The sequence below is a fragment of the Vibrio sp. NC2 genome (assembly GCF_025195005.1).
GTDB lineage: Bacteria > Pseudomonadota > Gammaproteobacteria > Enterobacterales > Vibrionaceae > Vibrio > Vibrio splendidus.
The window spans coordinates 81,812-99,071 of sequence record NZ_JANVFC010000009.1 but is presented as its reverse complement, the minus strand read 5'-3'; the positions used below and the strand labels follow the sequence as shown (position 1 = coordinate 99,071).

The following is a 17,260-nucleotide window of genomic DNA, read 5'->3' as shown; positions in this document are numbered from 1 at the left end:
GGTTACCACTTTTTGTTTTGGTTGTTAGGAGCACTTTTTTGTCGTGCTTGTAGAATCATTTGCGCTTTAAGCAGTTGACTCGGATCACGAGCGCTTTCTACTTGCTCAAGTTTTCGCATATCAGGATCGCTCGACATAGGTTGACCTGATACTTGTGCTGCAGCTTGTTGAGCGTTGTTATCAGTGTCTTCCTTAGCAGCCTCTTGTGCTTGGGCTGCCTGAGATACTGAGTCATCTTTGTCTTGTGACGGCTTATCTGCTTGACCCGCTTTGTTTTGTTGCTCAGCTTGCTTGTCATTTTCTTCATCCGTTTTGGAATCAGGGCGGCTATCAGCTTGGCTTTGGTCAGTATTCTGATCTTGGTTTTCACTTTGATCTTGGCTGCCGCTTTGACTTTGCGACTTCCCATTGTCAGTAGAGCTTTGTTGATGATCCTGCGAGCTTTGCGAAGAATCATTTTGCTGACCTTGTTCACCTTGCTGGTCTTGTTCGTTTTGGTCTTTGGACTCAGAATCGTCTTGCTGTTGCTGTTGCTGTTGCTGTTGCTGTTGCTGTTGCTGTTGCTGTTGCTGTTGCTGTTGCTGTTGCTGTTGCTTCTGAGCCTGTTCGACAATCTCTAGGTTCTTCTTCGCATAAGCATGTTCAGGGTTGCTTTCGAGAATACGTTGATACTCTTTTATCGCTTGGTCGTACTTGCCTTGCTTTGCTTGTGCATTGGCGAGGTTGTAGCGAGCATCTTCGCCAGAAAGACTTTGTAGCGTCTGTTCAGCCGCTTCGAAATCACCGGCTTTGTATTGCGCAATGCCTTTCCATTCTTGCTGTTCGAACTGTTCTGCGGCTTGTTGAAAATCCTCATCTTGATACAACTGATAACCCACTTGGTCATCGGTTTTCCAAGGGTTCGCAAACGCAGTATTCGGTTGGCTGAACGAGACAAGCACAGCTAGGCCACACCAAATGACCCCTTTTCGAAATAGCCCAAGTGCAGGAAGTAACAGAAACGGCAATAGCCAGAAACCGTTGTTAACTCTGGTATTGAGTGAGTTATTGGTCTTGGTGACTTCTGATGTCGTAGCAATTCGGTCGAGATAATTCGCAATGTGCTCAACATCTGAGTTATCAAATTGAACCTCAGTAAAAGTGCCACCATAGCTGCGTGTAAGCTCACGCATGTTATTTAAGTTGGTTCTTGCGACCACGGTTTGTCCCGAGTCGGTTTTCAGCATCGAGCCGCTTGGTAGAGAGATCGGCGCACCGCTTTTCGTTCCTACCGCTAGAATCGACAATGTCCAATTGCCACCTGAGAGTAGGGAATCGATCTCTTGCTTCTCTTGGTCGTCGATATCATCCGCAATCAACATCAAGTCACCGTGGTAGATATGAGCACGAGTCATCATCTCAATGGCGAGTTTGACTGCTGACGCAGCATTGCCGCCTTGGAAGGGCATGATATCTGGTGATAGGTTGGGTACCAGGTTCTTGATGGTGTTGATGTCAGACGTTAGCGGACTAATGGTGTAAGCATCACCTGCGTAGGCTACCATTCCCGTTAGGCCTTCTTTCCATAACGAAAGCAGATCCAGAGCCTTGTATCGCGCCTGTGTTAAACGGTTTGGTTTAATGTCAGTGGCATACATAGACATCGACATATCCATGATCACAACTCGCGCCTGCGTTTTTTCAAAGCTCGGCTGTTCATTTTTTTCAAAGCTTGGCCCAGCCAACGCGATGACACCGACTATCCACCAAATGCCAAAGTAAGTACTACGATTTTTCGATGGCTTGTTCGATTCAGGAGCCAAATAACGGGCGATGTGTGACGCTAATAACCCTTGCTTCGATTGTCTTTTGCTAAGCCACCAAATAGCGGGCAGCGCGGCAAGAGCCAAGAACCAATAAGGGTAGATAAAAGTAAAGTTAGACATTGTTTCTCCTAATGGCTAACAGCATAAATGCGAAGAACATTGCCGCCGACAGTGGCCAGACAAACCACTCTTGTTGTGGTCGCCAGATCTTAGTGGCGTTCGTCACGGGTTCTAATTGGTTGATGGTGTCGTAAATCGTTGCCAGCTCTTTGCTGTCACGCGCACGGAAGTATTGACCGCCAGTGCGCTTGGCGATTTCCATTAGAGTACGCTCATCCAAGTCTTGAGCAGTATTGACCTTACGAGTCATGAAGAACTCTTTGACCATCATTTCACCAGCTCCAACACCCACAGTGTAAATTGTGGTGTCGTATTTCTTTGCAATGTCCGCCGCTTCTAGTGGATCTAATACCCCCGCGGTATTGCTGCCGTCACTGAGTAGAATCATCACACGCTGAGGTGCGTCGCTGTCGACAAAGGTTTTGGTGGCAAGGCCAATACCATCACCGATCGCAGTTTGAGTACCAATCAGCTTTAGCACAGCCTGATTGAGTTGCTGTGACAGCGTGTCTCTGTCTAACGTCAGTGGCGTCTGCAAGTAGGCGTGATCAGCAAATAGCACTAATCCGACTCGGTCACCTTTACGTCGCTCAATAAAGTCACTCAATACATGTTTTACCGCAGATAAGCGGTCGATGTATTCACCATTGAATTGCATGTCCTCTTGGCTCATCGAGCCGGAGAGGTCGACAACTAACATCAAATCACGGTGTTTTGGCTGAAACTCAACTGGTTCACCGTACCAAACTGGGCGTGCCATGGCCGTTACCAATAAAAGCCAGATGATGACCGACAGCGCCTTGGGTAAGCGACTGCTCGGCGTTTTGGTATTGCTGTCTTCTGGTAGAAATGGAAGCCTTAGGGCACTGCTTGATTCTGACCTTGGCGAGAACAAGTAAACGAGCAACGGCAGTGGCGCGATGAAGAACATCCACCACCAAACGAACTCGATGTTTAACAAGTTAGTGCTTAGAAAATCACTCATAACGACCTCGCTTTGGAGGAAGGGCTTTACGAAGCCAGGTTTCGCAGTCATTAACCAATTGCTGTTGAGCCTTTTTCTGTTCGTCGCTCATTAAGGCTGTATCTTGGTAGAGCGCTTGTTGCCATTGCGATTGTTTTGCGGCGAACAACGGCTTCGCCAATTGCGCATCTAAGAACGCCAACCAATCGTCACTAGATAAGCCTGCCACTTTGTCGCGTGGAAAATAGCTCAGTGCAGCCTGACGAACGATGTCTTGAGCTGCACTCGGAGACAAGGTATTTGAAGGCTGACTATTACGAAAGCAAGCAAGAGCTTCGTTCTTCGCGTATTGGTTCTTTTGTCTGTGTTTTACAATGAAAAATACTAAGGCGATCAGAACAATGGCCGTGATAATGATTAACCACCAACCCCATGCCAAAGGCCACCATGACGGTGCGCTTGGCGTAATAATAGGGCTCAAGTCGAGAGGTTGATTCATGACTGAACTCCTGATACTTGGCTCATTAACGATTGCGCACAAGACAATGAACTGTATGGGATCGCCAAAGAAAGGCTCATTTGCATAAGCTGTTGTTGTTTCAGATCGAATGCATGACTGAGCTTTTCCTTTTCCTTACTGGATGAAAAGTTAAACCATTGGGTTTTATTGCCGTCGGTGATCTGTTTTGAACCTTTGAATGCAGTAACACCTTGCTCCAACGGGTCGTAAAAATGCACCAAGCGAACTCGATTATGTCGACGTATTTGATTGATAAGTGAGTAGTTACTTTCGTTATAACGGACGAAATCACTGAGCATAATGATATCGCTGCCTTTCGGGCAAAGCTGGTGAAGAGACTTCAGCCCATGCTCTAAGGTTGTGTCGCTGTGATTGTCTGGATTGGTCAGCGCTGCGTTATTGATTTCTATGACTTTTTGCAAAATACGCAACGGAGCGTGGTTGCTAGCACTGGGTTTAATCTCAATGATCTCTTGGCCAGTATCTATCACTGCGCCAATACGGTCTTTTTGAGCGACGGTTAGCCAGCACAGTTGGCTGGCAAAGTGCGCGAGTTGAACCGATTTAAGTAACAAGGTTGAGCCGAAAATCATACTGCTCGACAGATCTAAGAACAAAATCACAGGCTGTTCTCTTTCTTCAGAAAACAGTTTGGTGTGCGCCTTGCCTGTTCTCGCCGTGACGCGCCAATCAATGCTGCGGATGTCGTCGCCCGCCTGATATTGACGAACCTCAGAGAAATTCATCCCGCGACCTTTACGATTGCTCTCGTGTTGACCGTTTAGTTGCGACCACAGGCTCTTGGCTGGAGGCAACCAGCGAACAGACTGCGCTTTGTATTGCAGCAGTTCGTCCAGATTCAACGTGACACCGTCACTATGATTGGGTAATTGATTATTCATGCGCTTATCCCTATGCGCTACCAACCAACGAGATAAGGTGTGCGATCACTTGGTTTGCAGTGATCCCTTCCGCTTGTGCGTGGTAGCTACGAAGCAGACGGTGGCGTAATACAGGGAATGCCATTGCTTGAACATCTTGTGGAGTAACATAATCGCGGCCAGCAAGCCAAGCGTGAGCGCGGGCACAACGGTCTAACGCGATGGTTGCACGCGGGCTGACACCCATGTCTAACCATTGATCAAGTTGGTCGCTGTATTGCTTAGGTTGGCGAGTCGCCATAACCAGTCGAATAATGTACTGCTCGATGGTGTCTGCCATGTGAATGTTGAGCACTTCTTGGCGTACTTCAAAGATCGTTTGCTGAGATATCTGTTGTGGCTGAGTTGATTCGTTGCCTTGAGCCTCACCACGGTTGAGCCGTAAGATCTCCAGCTCGCTGTCCATATCTGGGTATTCAACTTCTAGGTGAAGTAAGAAACGGTCTAATTGCGCTTCAGGTAGCGGGTAAGTTCCTTCTTGCTCAATTGGGTTCTGTGTTGCCATTACCAAAAATAGCTCAGGCAGCGCATAGGTTTTTCGACCGGCAGTCACTTGTTTCTCTGCCATCGCTTCCAGCATTGCCGCTTGAACTTTCGCCGGAGCTCGGTTGATCTCATCCGCTAGAATCAGTGAGTTGAAAATCGGACCTGATTGGAAGGTGAACTCTCCCGTTTCTGGTCGGAAAATATCGGTACCCGTCAAATCAGCAGGCAACAGATCGGGAGTGAATTGAATACGGTGGAAGTCGCCCTCAACACAGTCAGCCAGCGACTTTACGGCGCGGGTTTTTGCCAACCCTGGAGGCCCTTCAACAAGAATATGACCATCTGCCAGTAAGGCGATCATCAGTTGCTTAACGAGCTCTTGCTGACCAATAATTTGAGACTCTAAGTAGTTTTGAAGGATTTCGAAGTTATTTTTATGCATTTTTGGACTCTCTGGGGGCCATTTGATTCTTATTTTGAGTATTGGTCACTTATTAATAGGAAAAAGTTCCAGTACATTTGCGGAATTTATTTTTTCAAAATTGGAAAGATTTACAAGTGTTTAGCTAAAAACATCGTTAGGGTGTGATTATTACCATATCAATTGGTTTTTATATACAAAAGCTCGGGGGGAGGTCGTTGTTTGAGTTCGGTTAGATATCAGGGCTGAAAGCTAAAATCGATTCTCAAAAGTACGATATTTGCTTAGTTAATTCATATCTAATCTGAATGGTTTTGATTGTTACATCATATTTGCAGTTTTTTTGAGAGAAAAGTCTCTAGTTTTACTGGTTTTGGCCGATACATCACTCAGATTGTGCATTGCTTGTTGGAGTGCACTAAAAAAGTCCTGTTCAGGGTATACCAATAACGAGCGATTCTTTTAAAGGTCCAAATATGTTTAAAACTAACTCTCTGAGTATCAAACAAAAAGTTGTACTTGGAATTACCTTTGCGGTTCTTGCATCGACAGTGATTGTCGGTGCGATGGCACAACAGCAAGCAAGAGATGTATTGAGTCACCGTTTGGTTGATATTGAGCTTCCCGGTATGTTGGAGCGAATCAATGGTGAAATTGACCGTGAAGTCTCTCAGTTATTGTTAGCTGCGGAGCAAATTGCTTCAAATGAATTCATTTCTGATGCTATCGAATCGACCGAGCGCGATGCCGCGCTAGAGAATAAACTGGTTAAACAACTGAATAACGTGCGTAACCAATATCAGCTGAACGATGCCTCGGTAGCGAACCGTCAAACAGCTTACTACTGGAATCAAGATGGTTTCTTACGCCAGCTAAACCAACAACAAGATGGTTGGTTCTTTGGCTTTACGCAATCTGGACAGCCGACCATGGTGAGCATGTTCCAAGAAGCGAATGGCGAAGTGAAGATGTTTGCTAACTATCAGCAGCCTTCTGGTTTGGCGATGTCTGGTCTATCAAAATCGATGGATGACATGGTTAACCTACTTAATGGCTTTAAGATTGAAAATACAGGCTTCGTATTCTTAACCGATAGCCAAGGTGATGTTCAAATTCACCGTGAGCGTTCTCGCAGTGATTCATCACTTCAACAACTTTACGGTCCTCAATCAAGCCAACTATTGAACAAGTCGGGCTTTAACCTGATTACCACTGAAAGCCAGGGCCAAGAGCTGTTTGTGGCGAGTTTGTATGTGTCTTCAATGGACTGGTTTGTTATTGGTGTAGTTCCGACTGGAGAAGTGTTTGCAGAGTTAGATGCGACAGCGCAAAAGATGCTGATCATGACGGCGGTTGTGGCATTAGTATTTATCCTAATGGGCGTAGTTCTGGCGAACAGCATTACTCAACCGATTAAACTTCTGGCTAAGCGTTTCGGTGACCTTGGCGAAGGTGATGGCGACCTGGCGCAGCGTATTGAAGTAAAAGGCAACGATGAAATTGCACAGCTTTCAAAGGGCTTTAATGGATTCATTGAAAAGATTCACGAGTCTATGAAAGAAGTATGTTCGACAAGCCAAGCGCTTCAAGTGGCGGCAGAGAGTGTTTCTAACAAAGCACACATCACCCACGATAATAGCCAAGAGCAACGTGATCAAACCCTTCAAGTAGTTGCTGCCATTAACCAAATGGGCATGACCATCAGCGAGATTGCATCAAATGCGGCAACGGCTGCGGAAACGGCCACTCAAGCTTCGGGCAATACTGAAGTGGGCCGCTCTGTGGTAAACAAAGCAAAAGACGCGATCAGCCGTTTAGCTCAAGATATCGAAAGTACGGGTCAAGTGGTTGAACAACTTGCTTCAACAACACAAGATATCGGCTCCATTCTGGGTGTTATCCGCGATATTTCAGAGCAAACCAATTTACTTGCATTGAATGCAGCGATTGAAGCAGCGCGTGCCGGTGAGCAAGGCCGTGGCTTTGCCGTGGTAGCAGATGAAGTTCGTAACCTCGCAAGTCGTACAGCAGACTCAACGGAAGAGATTCAGAAGATGATCAACCAACTGCAAAGCGATGCTAAAGATGCAGTAGCAGCAATGAGTACAGGTAAAGTCATTACCCTTGAAGGTGTAGCTGCATCGGATGAAGCGGTAGATGTACTGGGTGGCATTTCAGACCGCATCGTAGACATCACCGATCGTAACACGCAAGTCGCAACGGCAACGGAAGAGCAATCAACCGTAGTTCACACCATCAACCAGAACATTGAAGAGATTAACGCAATCAATGAAGTGACAACGGGCACGGCTGAGCAGCTTGCTGAAGCGAGCCAAGAGCTCCGAGACCTTTCTTCTCGCCTAGATAAGATGGTTGGCTCGTTTAAGCTTTAATCTCTTTAAGCTTTAATTCCTTTAAGCTGTAGCATGGCTTAGAAAGGGATACAGACGAAGAGCTGGATTCATTTAATCGTGAATCCAGCTCTTTTTATTTACGGGCTTGTTTTCTTCTAACTGGCCTTAGCTTGATCTGGTTTCGGGCTTTGCACTTAATCGCTCTAGCATCACAGAGCGTAAATGAGTAAAATCTGATTAGGTTTAATATTTAGGTAAGTATCATGAGCGATTTTGAAAAAGAACTAGAGCAGATGACTCAAGAGATGGGCGATGAGCCAGAAGTAAAACTGCCATCAATTGAAGAGCAAAAAGCGATCGTTGCTGAATTTAAGCGACTAGAAGCGGAAGGCAAACTAACACCAGAAGTGTTAGAAAAGCATTTTGGCCAGTTCAACAAAACAAGTGATACGCCAATCCACTAAGTTTCTGCAGGGCCAACCTATATCGTTTAGGTAGGGTGGCTTTTAGCTCAAACAGATAAAGGTCTAGCATCCGCTAGGCCTTTTTTATTGCCGCGCGAAAAGCTAACTGAGCGGTGCGCAAAATTAAACAATCAAAGCGAAAGTAGTTGGCGCCTTTAAACAAAAAATCCCTCTTACTGAGTAAGAGGGATTCGATATGGGCAAGTTATATCTTAAAAAGGCGAACCGATTAGTCGGTGCCGTACTCTTTGTACAAGCGACGACATGCGCGACCATCGCTATGGAACAAGTGACAACGGTGCGCAGGAATACCAATCGCTAGCTTGTCACCAGACTCAATCGTCAACGTGTCTGGTTGGCGATAAATAACGTCAGCATCAGCACTTTCGAGGTTTAGGTAAACCTGAGTTTCGTTACCTAGTTTCTCGACCATCATCACTTCAGCTTCAATCGTCGCATCACCTGTTTCAGCAGACAACAAGTGTTCAGGACGAACACCCAGAGACATACGGTCACCAGCATTGACAGTCGTACCATCAACTGGGATCCAGAAAGTCATACCGTTAGAAAGTTGAACTTGTACGCGTTCTGCTTCAGCTTGCTCGATGTGAACCGACATAAAGTTCATCTTCGGCGAGCCAATAAAGCCTGCCACGAAACGGTTTTTAGGGTAGTGGTAAAGATCAAGAGGTTTACCCACTTGAGAAACATAACCGCCATCAAGAACAACAATCTTATCGGCCATTGTCATCGCTTCCACTTGGTCGTGGGTAACGTAGATCATGGTGCAACCAAGTTGACGTTGTAGTTTAGTGATTTGTGAACGCATTTGAACACGCAACGCAGCATCTAGGTTAGATAGAGGTTCATCAAGTAAGAATACGTTTGGCTGAGAAACCAGAGTACGACCGATAGCAACACGTTGACGTTGACCACCAGATAGTGCTTTAGGCTGACGCTCAAGAAGGTGACCAAGCTGAAGGATTTCTGCAGCATGTTCAACACGCTTATCAATTTCAGTTTTGTTAGCGTTCGCTAGTTTCAGGCCGAAAGACATGTTGTCGTAAAGGTTAAGGTGAGGGTAAAGCGCGTAAGATTGGAATACCATACCTACGCCACGCTTTGAAGGCTCAACGTCATTCATGCGTTGGTCGCCAATGTACAAATCACCAGACGTAATGTCCTCTAGACCTGCGATACAGCGTAATAGCGTCGATTTACCACAACCTGATGGTCCAACGAATACTACGAGCTCACCTTCGTTGATGTCTAAGGTTACGTCCTTAGAAATCTGTACATCACCATATGATTTATAAACGTTTTTTAACGTGACACTCGCCATCTAGCTAGTCCTCGATCGATCAAATTTTAAGTTTTACTGCTTATCATTATAAGAAATTTTTGGGTCAGCAGTAACTGTAGGAATTGGTAAGTATTGAATGAGTAAGAAAAAAAGTGGGTGAGACTTGGATTCTTTAACCAAGCCCACCCGTCATAGCCAAACTGGTGCCTATTTCCCCCACATCCAGCTAAATCTCCCCCGTGATTCAATCACAGATTTAGCTCGATGCTTAATAAAGACAACAGCGGGCAGTGAAGCCAACTAAATGAACAGTGCGGTTACACACGACATTCGCTGGTAAAGGGTTCTTACTATCCACTCTTGGATGGATGCAGTTTCGGTGAATTGGCGCAATGGTACATCCTCCCAATGAAAATTTAACGAGGGGGAGTAGTAGGGGAGGAGTAGATAAATGGGGTTATTAATAATTGGCGATCCAGTTCAAATAAATCCACCCCATAACGGTGATGTTGATCACGATGAGTATGGGTTTTGTGATTTCAGTCTCTAATCTGACCGGATGGCGATCACGAAATTAAGCCATAATAGCTAGGGCGTAGTGGCTAGGATGATGAGTTAGAGTCTATTTTCTCAGATCATAAGCCCTGAAAACTGGCTCGTCTTGGTAGATGTGCCCTACGTATAAATATAAAAAGGATATTCACATGAAAAACGCTCTAAGCGCTGTAGCTCTAGGAACATTAGTTGCTCTGGGTTCTTTTGGTGCAAATGCTGCTATCGAAGAAGGACAACTAACAATCTGGGTAGGTGGTGACAAAGCTTATGAAGGCATGGCTGAAGTAGGTAAACGCTTCGAAGAAGACACTGGTGTTAAAGTAACAGTGGCTTTCCCTGACAAACTAGAAGAGAAGTTCTCTCAAGTTGCAGCGGCTGGCGATGGCCCAGACATGATCTTCTACGCACACGACCGTTTTGGCGGCTATGCAGAAGCGGGGCTTCTTGTTGATATCAAACCTTCTAAAGAAATTAAAGAAGGTATCGTAGACTTCGCATGGGACGCTGTTTCATACGAAGGTAAAACAATCGCTTACCCAGTAGCGGTTGAGTCAGTTTCTCTAATTTATAACAAAGCGCTTGTTCCTAACCCACCTAAGTCTTGGGAAGAAATCCCAGCACTTGATGCTGAACTTAAAAAAGATGGCAAAAAAGCGATCATGTGGCCTCTACGTGGCGGCGCTTACTTCACATGGCCTCTCCTTGCAGCTGACGGCGGTTACGCATTCAAACAGACTGCAGAAGGTTACGACATTAAAGATGCGGGCGTAGCGACTGAAGGTGTTCAGAAGTCTCTAGGTTTCATCGAGAAGATGGTACAAGACAAAGTTATCTCTGCAGACATGGATTACTCAGTTGCTGAGTCTGAATTTGTTGCAGGTAACGTTGCAATGACAATCAACGGCCCTTGGGGTTGGGAAAACATCAAGAAAGCTGGCATCGATTACGGCGTAGCAACTTTACCTAAGTTCAACGGTAAAGCATCTAAGCCTTTCGTTGGTGTATGGGCTGGTGGTATCAGCACTGCTTCTCCAAACCGCGACCTAGCTGTTGAGTTCATGGAAAACTACCTACTAACTGATGAAGGTATGAAGAGCCTGAATGACGACAAGCCACTAGGCGCTGTTGCTCTTAACTCTTTCCAACGCCAACTAGACAGCGATACTCGTATTGCAGCAACCATGGACAACGCGATGAATGGCGAAATCATGCCTAACATCCCTCAGTTCACAACGTTCTGGTACAGCATGGAAGAAGCGATCGGTAACGTAGTTGACGGTCGTCAAACAGTAGACCAAGCACTAAAAGCTGCTGAAGGTCGTATGACTAAGTAACAACCAAGCACTACCTTTTAAGGAGAGGGTAACCTCTCCTTACTTTTCTATTTTTTATCTATATCGCTAGCAGGTTCCTCTATGCAGTCAGTTCAAGGTACAGATGCTATCCCAGCACCATCAAGCCTTCTAGGCAGTAAAAGCGTCTTCATCAAATGGGGGTTGCTTGGTAGTGTTGGCTTAATTAACGGCTACGCTACAATTCTAATGTATTCACGCGGTGAGCTCGCTTTTGCGTTGCTTACTGTGATTTTAACGGCTTTGGCACTTTACATTTTTGGCAGTAAAAAAACTTACGCCCACCGTTATATTTACCCGGGTATTGCCGGAATGATCTTGTTCATTCTTTTTCCATTGGCTTATACCGTCGGGCTTGCGTTCACTAACTACAGCGCAAAAAACCAACTGTCTTTAGAGCGTACTCAAACCGTTCTTTTAGATCGCTCATTCCAAAGCGGTGAAAGCTACCCATTTACTTTGTACAAGACTGATGACGGTCACCAGATCGTTGTTAAAGATGGCGACCAGCTGTTAGCAACAGACGTATTTTCTTTTGAAGATATGAGTGCAACAGAGATGGACCTATCTGCAATTGAGTCTGCACAAGGTGAGAAAGAGAAGATCAAAGCGATCATCCAAAACCGTTCAGCGATTAATGCGGTTGATTTCCATCTGCCTAACGGCGACGACATCCGCATGAGTGGCTTACGTAAGTTTGCTTCTGTTGCTCCGCTTTACACGCTACAAGACGATGAACAAACGTTAATTAACAATGAAACGGGTGAAGTTCTCAAGCCAAACATGGAAGAGGGTTTCTATCAACCTGTTGATGCCAATGGTGAGTTTACTGGTAACACAATATCCCCGGGCTTTGTGGTTAATATTGGTACACATAACTTTGAACGTGTTTGGAAAGATGATGGTATTAAAGAACCATTCATCAGCATCTTTATTTGGACGGTGATCTTCTCGGTATGTACCGTAGCGTTCACACTTGTTATCGGGCTTGTACTTGCGAATATCGTGCAATGGGAAGAGCTAAAAGGTCGTTCAATCTATCGTGTTCTACTGATTCTGCCTTACGCAGTACCAGCATTCATCTCGATTCTTATCTTTAAAGGTCTATTCAACCAGAGCTTTGGTGAGATCAACATGGTGCTTGAGAATATCTTCGGCTTAAGCCCGAACTGGTTCTCTGACCCAATTCTTGCGAAAACCATGGTGTTGATGGTTAACACGTGGCTAGGTTTCCCTTACATGATGATTCTATGTATGGGTCTACTAAAAGCGATTCCTGATGATTTGTACGAAGCGTCAGCCATTGATGGTGCGAACTTCCTTGATAACTTCAAGCGTATTACATTCCCATTGATGATTAAGCCGCTTACACCGCTATTGATTGCAGCGTTTGCCTTTAACTTCAATAACTTTGTAATGATTCAACTATTGACGAACGGTGGCCCGAACATGATTGGCACCTCAGAGCCAGCGGGTTACACAGACTTGCTTGTAAGCTACACCTACCGAATTGCATTCGAAGGCGGCGGCGGTCAAGACTTTGGTCTAGCAAGTGCAATCGCAACGCTTATTTTCCTATTGGTTGGTGGACTTGCGTTACTAAACCTTCGTTTCACTAAACTGTCTCAAGATTAAGGAGCACGACAATGGCTATGGTACAAGGTAAAGGCCTTAAATACCGAGTGTGGGCAACGCATGCAGTGTTGTGGTGCTTCTTGGCAATGATTATCTTCCCACTACTGATGATCATCGCTATCTCGTTCCGTGAAGGTAACTTCGCAACAGGTAGTTTGATTCCCGATAACCCATCACTGGAGCACTGGAAACTGGCTCTTGGTATGTCGGTAACGAATGCTGACGGCTCGGTGACACCACCTCCATTCCCAGTACTAACGTGGTTATGGAACTCAATTAAAGTCGCGGGTGTGACGTCGCTTCTTATTGTGGCATTGTCTACAACATCGGCTTATGCATTTGCTCGTATGCGCTTCAAAGGTAAAGAAACTATCCTGAAAGCGATGATGATTTTCCAAATGTTCCCAGCAGTACTGGCTCTAGTCGCTATTTACGCGCTGTTCGACAAGCTTGGTCAATACATCCCGTTCTTAGGCTTGAACACACACGGTGGTCTAATCTTCTCGTACTTAGGCGGTATCGCACTGCACGTTTGGACGATTAAAGGTTACTTTGAAACGATTGATAACTCGTTGGAAGAGGCTGCTGCACTGGATGGTGCAACGCCTTGGCAAGCATTCAGGTTGGTTCTATTACCGCTGTCTGTACCAATTCTAGCGGTTGTGTTTATTCTTTCGTTCATCGCAACAGTAGGTGAAGTGCCTGTAGCGTCTATCCTGCTAACCGATGTGAACTCTTACACGCTAGCGGTAGGTATGCAGCAATACCTATATCCTCAGAACTACCTATGGGGTGATTTTGCGGCAGCGGCTGTACTTTCAGCACTTCCGATTACTATCGTGTTCTTACTTGCTCAACGTTGGTTAGTTGGCGGTTTGACGGCAGGTGGTGTAAAAGGATAAGCTGTACCCTATAAGAAAGACAAAGAGCGACCTTATAGGTCGCTCTGTATTGGCATTTTTATTACATCATTTGGTTTGGCCGCCGATCAGTAATAAAAATAACCCTCAGGTTACGCATAGCTGGCTACTAATCAGGTTCCTTACGCTATTAATGATTAGTGGTTTTTGTAACTCTAACCCAGGTATTTACTTGGGTTTTTTTATGCCTAGTGTTTAATTTCTTGTCTCAATTATAATAATCTCACTTCCAAACAACACTTCAGTCAAATTAGCATGCGACGTATAGCGTAAATATTGAGTGCTCATACTTAAATTACACATTGATATGTGATCTAAGCACACTATTCTCCAAAGTCCAAAGTCCAAAGTCCAAAGTCCAAGAGATTTTATGATTAACAACTTGAATATGAGTAGTTGTGTCTAATTGTTTAGATATGTGGAAAAAAGATGATAAACAATTACGTGTTTTAATCGTTTCCTATTCATTAATATTATTCTGTTTCGAAACCCAGTGAAAGGGAATGCATTGGTTGCTAAAGGATGTGCAAAAACAATAAATATTATTCTTAGATAGGCAGTTAAATACAATGTTAAGAAAAACAACAATCACAACAACTCTCCTGATGCTATCTTCTGCAGTATATGCAAACCCATATATTGGAGCATCTGTTGGTCAAGCAAATTTTGATAGCGCTAACTTTTCTGTTGATTCTGCATCTGGTTCTAACAACACTTCATTAACGTTAGATGATGATTCTAGTTTAGCCGGTAAAATCTACGGTGGTTATCAGTTCAACCGTTATATTGCTTTGGAAGGCTCCATTGGAGGTTATGATGCTTTGGACGGTGATTCAGTTACTGTCGGCGACATGAAATTTGCAGCGATTCAACCTAAAGTTATTTTACCGATTAATGACCGTTTTAACCTTTTTGCGAAAGCTGGGGTAGCATATTTTAATGCTGAGTTTAAGGTAAGTAATTCTTTCGTTGGTGCTGCTGGCCATTCAACATTCTCTGATACAACAATGACGGGTATGTATGGTTTGGGAGCAGATTTCTTATTGACAGATAATCTTCGTATTGAAGCAACATGGGACTATATGAAACCTGATCTAGAAGTGGCAAAGGCGCTTGGTGCTACTGCTTCTGTTGATGCTGAGATTAGTGTTTTTTCTCTTGGAATGAATTACCACTTCTAATACCGAGAATCTAGGGAGCTAGGAATATATGGCTCCCTTTGCTATGTTTTAGCTGAGATAAATAGCAGTGGAATTGTTGTGAACGATGTAAACCTTAGACACTTAGATCAGTTGCTTAAGCATTTTGAGATTCACTTATCTCATGCTATAGGTTTAGGAGAATTAGAGGTCGCGCTATGTACTTCTAAACGTAATGTGTCAATTGTTATGAGAAAGCTGTCTGAACAAGGTTGGATCGAATGGATTCCCGCAGTCGGTAGGAGTAATCCTAGTAAACTTACGATTAAAAAATCGTTGCAACAAGCGATTACAGAACTATTGATTAGCGAACTAAATAAAGGCAGTTTTAAACTAGTATCGCGTCTTGTCGACCTATACGGTTCGACTGCAGTCAGAGCTCTTACTTTAGCGACCGAACACCTTAACCAAACCAATGAATCAAGTAATGCTGTATTGATAGCTTCCTATCCGTGGGTAAACACTATTGATCCAATTAAGACATTTCGCCATGCAGAACTGCATATAGCAAAAAGCGTATATGATGTATTGTTGGCTCAGAGTCCAGATGGTGATCTAATGCCTTCCTTAGCTCACGATTGGGTGATGGAAGATACAAGGATGACTCTATGGCTACGTCCCGGCGTTTACCGACATGATGGTGAGCTTTTGCAAGTTCAAGATGTAGTTTGGAGTATTAGACGTTTAATTGAGGGTAATGGCCCTATAAAAGGGTTATGGCAATGTGCCGAACGCGTAGATGCAGTCGCACCCAATTGTTTAGTTATTACTCTCAAGTACGCCAACAAGTTTTTTCCTTATATGCTAGCTATGTCTAGTGCATCTATTGTTTGTCGAGAACAGCAAAGTTTTGGCGATAAATACAGTTACCATATTGGAACTGGGCCGTTCAAGATTGAACACTGGTGTGAAGACAGTATTCAACTTCGAGCACATAAAGACTATTTCTCTACTCGAGCTTTGTTAGAACGAGTTACTTTGTCGCATGCCGATGCAGATATGCAAAATATGATTAGCTTTAATTGTCCGTCGGACCAAGTTGAAGTTCAGAGTATTAGTGCTTTATTCTATTTAACTTATCGAGAAAGAGCTGACTCGAACATTTCGCGAGATACATGGCGTCAACTAGCCGATTATATCCATCAGCAAAAACAGCTACATGATCCTATTAATGCGGTTGAAAGCTTGGCTTTTGATCCCTGTAAAGTTAGGCCAATGATAGCAAACGCCCCAAGCTTGACAGGGAAGATTGTCTTGGCTGAGCCCAAATGGACTATTCCATACTTAATTCGCAATTCTCAATGGTTACATAATGTTATCCGCTCAACAGGAGTGGAGTTGGAAGTTGTTATCGTCAGTAACATTAGTAATCCTCATTTGGTGTCTGAACTAGCTGATATTCTCCTTATTGAAGATGTAATAGAGACACCTGTTGATTACGGAACTTACGAATGGTTAAGTGTGTCAACGGGATTACGATTTAGTTTTGACCGTTTTAAAATGGATGAACATCAAGCTAAGATAAAACGGGCGATAAGTGGCAAATCACCATCTAGTGAGTTGATGGAGATGGAAAGGGATTTACGTTTAAGTTATACCTATTTACCGTTATTTTCTGGTTATGAAGAAATGTCTAGAACTCAACAAGTCAGAGGGGTTCAAGTAAGAAATACAGGTTATAGTGACTTTTATCGACTTTGGGTCGAACAGTGATTGTTGAGGTTAGAATTCTCTACTAGAAGGAGCACAGCCAAGATGCTGCAACAGCACATAGATGCTTTCTTGATCGAGTGCCACACGGCGAAATAGATCCGCAAACGTTTGGTCACCACCAAAACAAGTTTGGATGTAGTGGTTAATTTCGTTGCTGTCGTAGCCTTCGACGTACAAAGTTCTAACCCATTGGTACTCAACCGCCTTTAAATTGTTGAGTGTAGATTCGCTAAGAGTGGGGCGTGTGACGCTCAAGAGTGGCTCCAGGAAATTCAAATACATCCATTATGATTGGCGGTATTTAAACAGAGCAAAATGACGACTTTATTACAGTCAAAATAAATCCGCGAACAAGTGCCGATTCATTTCAACCTTTGGCTGGGCATCACGCTCTCATAGGTCGTATTAGATCTACTGAGGCTTTGCTTGCAAAGATCGAGGGTATTAGATCAACCAATGCCAAGCAGGTGCTTGGCATTGTAATATGGTTTTGTAGCGTAGCGTGGTT

General features: G+C 44.3%; 14 protein-coding genes. 7 read left to right on the top strand and 7 right to left on the bottom strand.

The features are described 5' to 3' along the window. Positions 1-2: 2 nt before the first annotated feature. Genes NX845_RS13725 through NX845_RS13705 form a run of 5 tightly spaced genes read right to left on the bottom strand, consistent with a single transcriptional unit; the run spans position 3 to position 5,278 of the window. On the bottom strand, positions 3-1,925 hold the full coding sequence (locus NX845_RS13725) for a VWA domain-containing protein (RefSeq protein ID WP_260256919.1): 1,923 nt from the start codon (positions 1,923-1,925) through the stop codon (positions 3-5). Continuing rightward, entirely contained in the window at positions 1,918-2,910 is a 993-nt protein-coding gene (locus tag NX845_RS13720; protein ID WP_260256918.1) for a VWA domain-containing protein, read from the bottom strand. The genes NX845_RS13725 and NX845_RS13720 overlap by 8 nt, the downstream gene beginning before the upstream one ends. After that, the gene (locus tag NX845_RS13715; RefSeq protein ID WP_076649367.1) at positions 2,903-3,388 is read right to left on the bottom strand and encodes a DUF4381 domain-containing protein; all 486 of its coding nucleotides are present in this window, start codon (positions 3,386-3,388) and stop codon (positions 2,903-2,905) included. Before NX845_RS13715 ends, NX845_RS13720 begins: the two co-directional genes overlap by 8 nt. Beyond that, positions 3,385-4,311: a DUF58 domain-containing protein gene (locus NX845_RS13710; RefSeq protein ID WP_102483106.1), complete on the bottom strand. Its 927-nt coding sequence runs from the start codon at positions 4,309-4,311 to the stop codon at positions 3,385-3,387. The genes NX845_RS13715 and NX845_RS13710 overlap by 4 nt, the downstream gene beginning before the upstream one ends. A 10-nt stretch (positions 4,312-4,321) precedes the next feature. Beyond that, the gene (locus NX845_RS13705; protein ID WP_102489151.1) at positions 4,322-5,278 is read right to left on the bottom strand and encodes a MoxR family ATPase; all 957 of its coding nucleotides are present in this window, start codon (positions 5,276-5,278) and stop codon (positions 4,322-4,324) included. Positions 5,279-5,733: 455 nt separating this feature from the next. On the opposite strand from NX845_RS13705, the gene NX845_RS13700 reads away from it, so the two are divergent. Continuing rightward, on the top strand, positions 5,734-7,650 hold the full coding sequence (locus tag NX845_RS13700; protein WP_102492376.1) for a methyl-accepting chemotaxis protein: 1,917 nt from the start codon (positions 5,734-5,736) through the stop codon (positions 7,648-7,650). A gap of 224 nt (positions 7,651-7,874) precedes the next feature. After that, positions 7,875-8,075 (top strand): hypothetical protein, encoded by a 201-nt coding sequence (locus NX845_RS13695; RefSeq protein WP_004732016.1) that lies wholly within the window; start codon positions 7,875-7,877, stop codon positions 8,073-8,075. Between the two features lie 229 nt (positions 8,076-8,304). Here the strand turns inward: NX845_RS13695 and malK are convergent, their stop codons facing one another. Then, complete coding sequence (gene malK / locus NX845_RS13690) at positions 8,305-9,417, bottom strand: maltose/maltodextrin ABC transporter ATP-binding protein MalK (RefSeq protein ID WP_102492377.1); 1,113 nt, start codon at positions 9,415-9,417, stop codon at positions 8,305-8,307. A gap of 665 nt (positions 9,418-10,082) precedes the next feature. On the opposite strand from malK, the gene malE reads away from it, so the two are divergent. The 5 genes from malE to NX845_RS13665 all read left to right on the top strand — a co-directional run bounded on the left by malE (position 10,083) and on the right by NX845_RS13665 (position 16,752). After that, positions 10,083-11,267: a maltose/maltodextrin ABC transporter substrate-binding protein MalE gene (gene malE / locus NX845_RS13685; protein WP_017084832.1), complete on the top strand. Its 1,185-nt coding sequence runs from the start codon at positions 10,083-10,085 to the stop codon at positions 11,265-11,267. Positions 11,268-11,348: 81 nt separating this feature from the next. Next, positions 11,349-12,920, top strand: a complete 1,572-nt coding sequence (gene malF / locus NX845_RS13680; RefSeq protein WP_017079792.1) for a maltose ABC transporter permease MalF — start codon at positions 11,349-11,351, stop codon at positions 12,918-12,920. Positions 12,921-12,931: 11 nt separating this feature from the next. Continuing rightward, the gene (malG, locus tag NX845_RS13675) at positions 12,932-13,822 is read left to right on the top strand and encodes a maltose ABC transporter permease MalG (RefSeq protein WP_017081399.1); all 891 of its coding nucleotides are present in this window, start codon (positions 12,932-12,934) and stop codon (positions 13,820-13,822) included. 587 nt (positions 13,823-14,409) lie between these two features. Continuing rightward, positions 14,410-15,021: an outer membrane beta-barrel protein gene (locus NX845_RS13670; protein ID WP_260256917.1), complete on the top strand. Its 612-nt coding sequence runs from the start codon at positions 14,410-14,412 to the stop codon at positions 15,019-15,021. A gap of 78 nt (positions 15,022-15,099) precedes the next feature. Beyond that, positions 15,100-16,752: an ABC transporter substrate-binding protein gene (locus tag NX845_RS13665; protein WP_260256916.1), complete on the top strand. Its 1,653-nt coding sequence runs from the start codon at positions 15,100-15,102 to the stop codon at positions 16,750-16,752. A 9-nt stretch (positions 16,753-16,761) separates the two neighbouring features. On the opposite strand, the gene NX845_RS13660 is transcribed toward NX845_RS13665, so the two are convergent. Further along, on the bottom strand, positions 16,762-17,034 hold the full coding sequence (locus NX845_RS13660; protein ID WP_017079795.1) for a hypothetical protein: 273 nt from the start codon (positions 17,032-17,034) through the stop codon (positions 16,762-16,764). Positions 17,035-17,260 lie beyond the last annotated feature (226 nt).

Bases quoted from the DNA above. Each gene is read 5' to 3' on its own strand.
- NX845_RS13725 (WP_260256919.1), bottom strand. From the start codon at position 1,925: ATGTCTAACTTTACTTTTATCTACCCTTATTGGTTCTTGGCTCTTGCC.
- NX845_RS13720 (WP_260256918.1), bottom strand. From the start codon at position 2,910: ATGAGTGATTTTCTAAGCACTAACTTGTTAAACATCGAGTTCGTTTGG.
- NX845_RS13715 (WP_076649367.1), bottom strand. From the start codon at position 3,388: ATGAATCAACCTCTCGACTTGAGCCCTATTATTACGCCAAGCGCACCG.
- NX845_RS13710 (WP_102483106.1), bottom strand. From the start codon at position 4,311: ATGAATAATCAATTACCCAATCATAGTGACGGTGTCACGTTGAATCTG.
- NX845_RS13705 (WP_102489151.1), bottom strand. From the start codon at position 5,278: ATGCATAAAAATAACTTCGAAATCCTTCAAAACTACTTAGAGTCTCAA.
- NX845_RS13700 (WP_102492376.1), top strand. From the start codon at position 5,734: ATGTTTAAAACTAACTCTCTGAGTATCAAACAAAAAGTTGTACTTGGA.
- NX845_RS13695 (WP_004732016.1), top strand. From the start codon at position 7,875: ATGAGCGATTTTGAAAAAGAACTAGAGCAGATGACTCAAGAGATGGGC.
- malK (WP_102492377.1), bottom strand. From the start codon at position 9,417: ATGGCGAGTGTCACGTTAAAAAACGTTTATAAATCATATGGTGATGTA.
- malE (WP_017084832.1), top strand. From the start codon at position 10,083: ATGAAAAACGCTCTAAGCGCTGTAGCTCTAGGAACATTAGTTGCTCTG.
- malF (WP_017079792.1), top strand. From the start codon at position 11,349: ATGCAGTCAGTTCAAGGTACAGATGCTATCCCAGCACCATCAAGCCTT.
- malG (WP_017081399.1), top strand. From the start codon at position 12,932: ATGGCTATGGTACAAGGTAAAGGCCTTAAATACCGAGTGTGGGCAACG.
- NX845_RS13670 (WP_260256917.1), top strand. From the start codon at position 14,410: ATGTTAAGAAAAACAACAATCACAACAACTCTCCTGATGCTATCTTCT.
- NX845_RS13660 (WP_017079795.1), bottom strand. From the start codon at position 17,034: ATGTATTTGAATTTCCTGGAGCCACTCTTGAGCGTCACACGCCCCACT.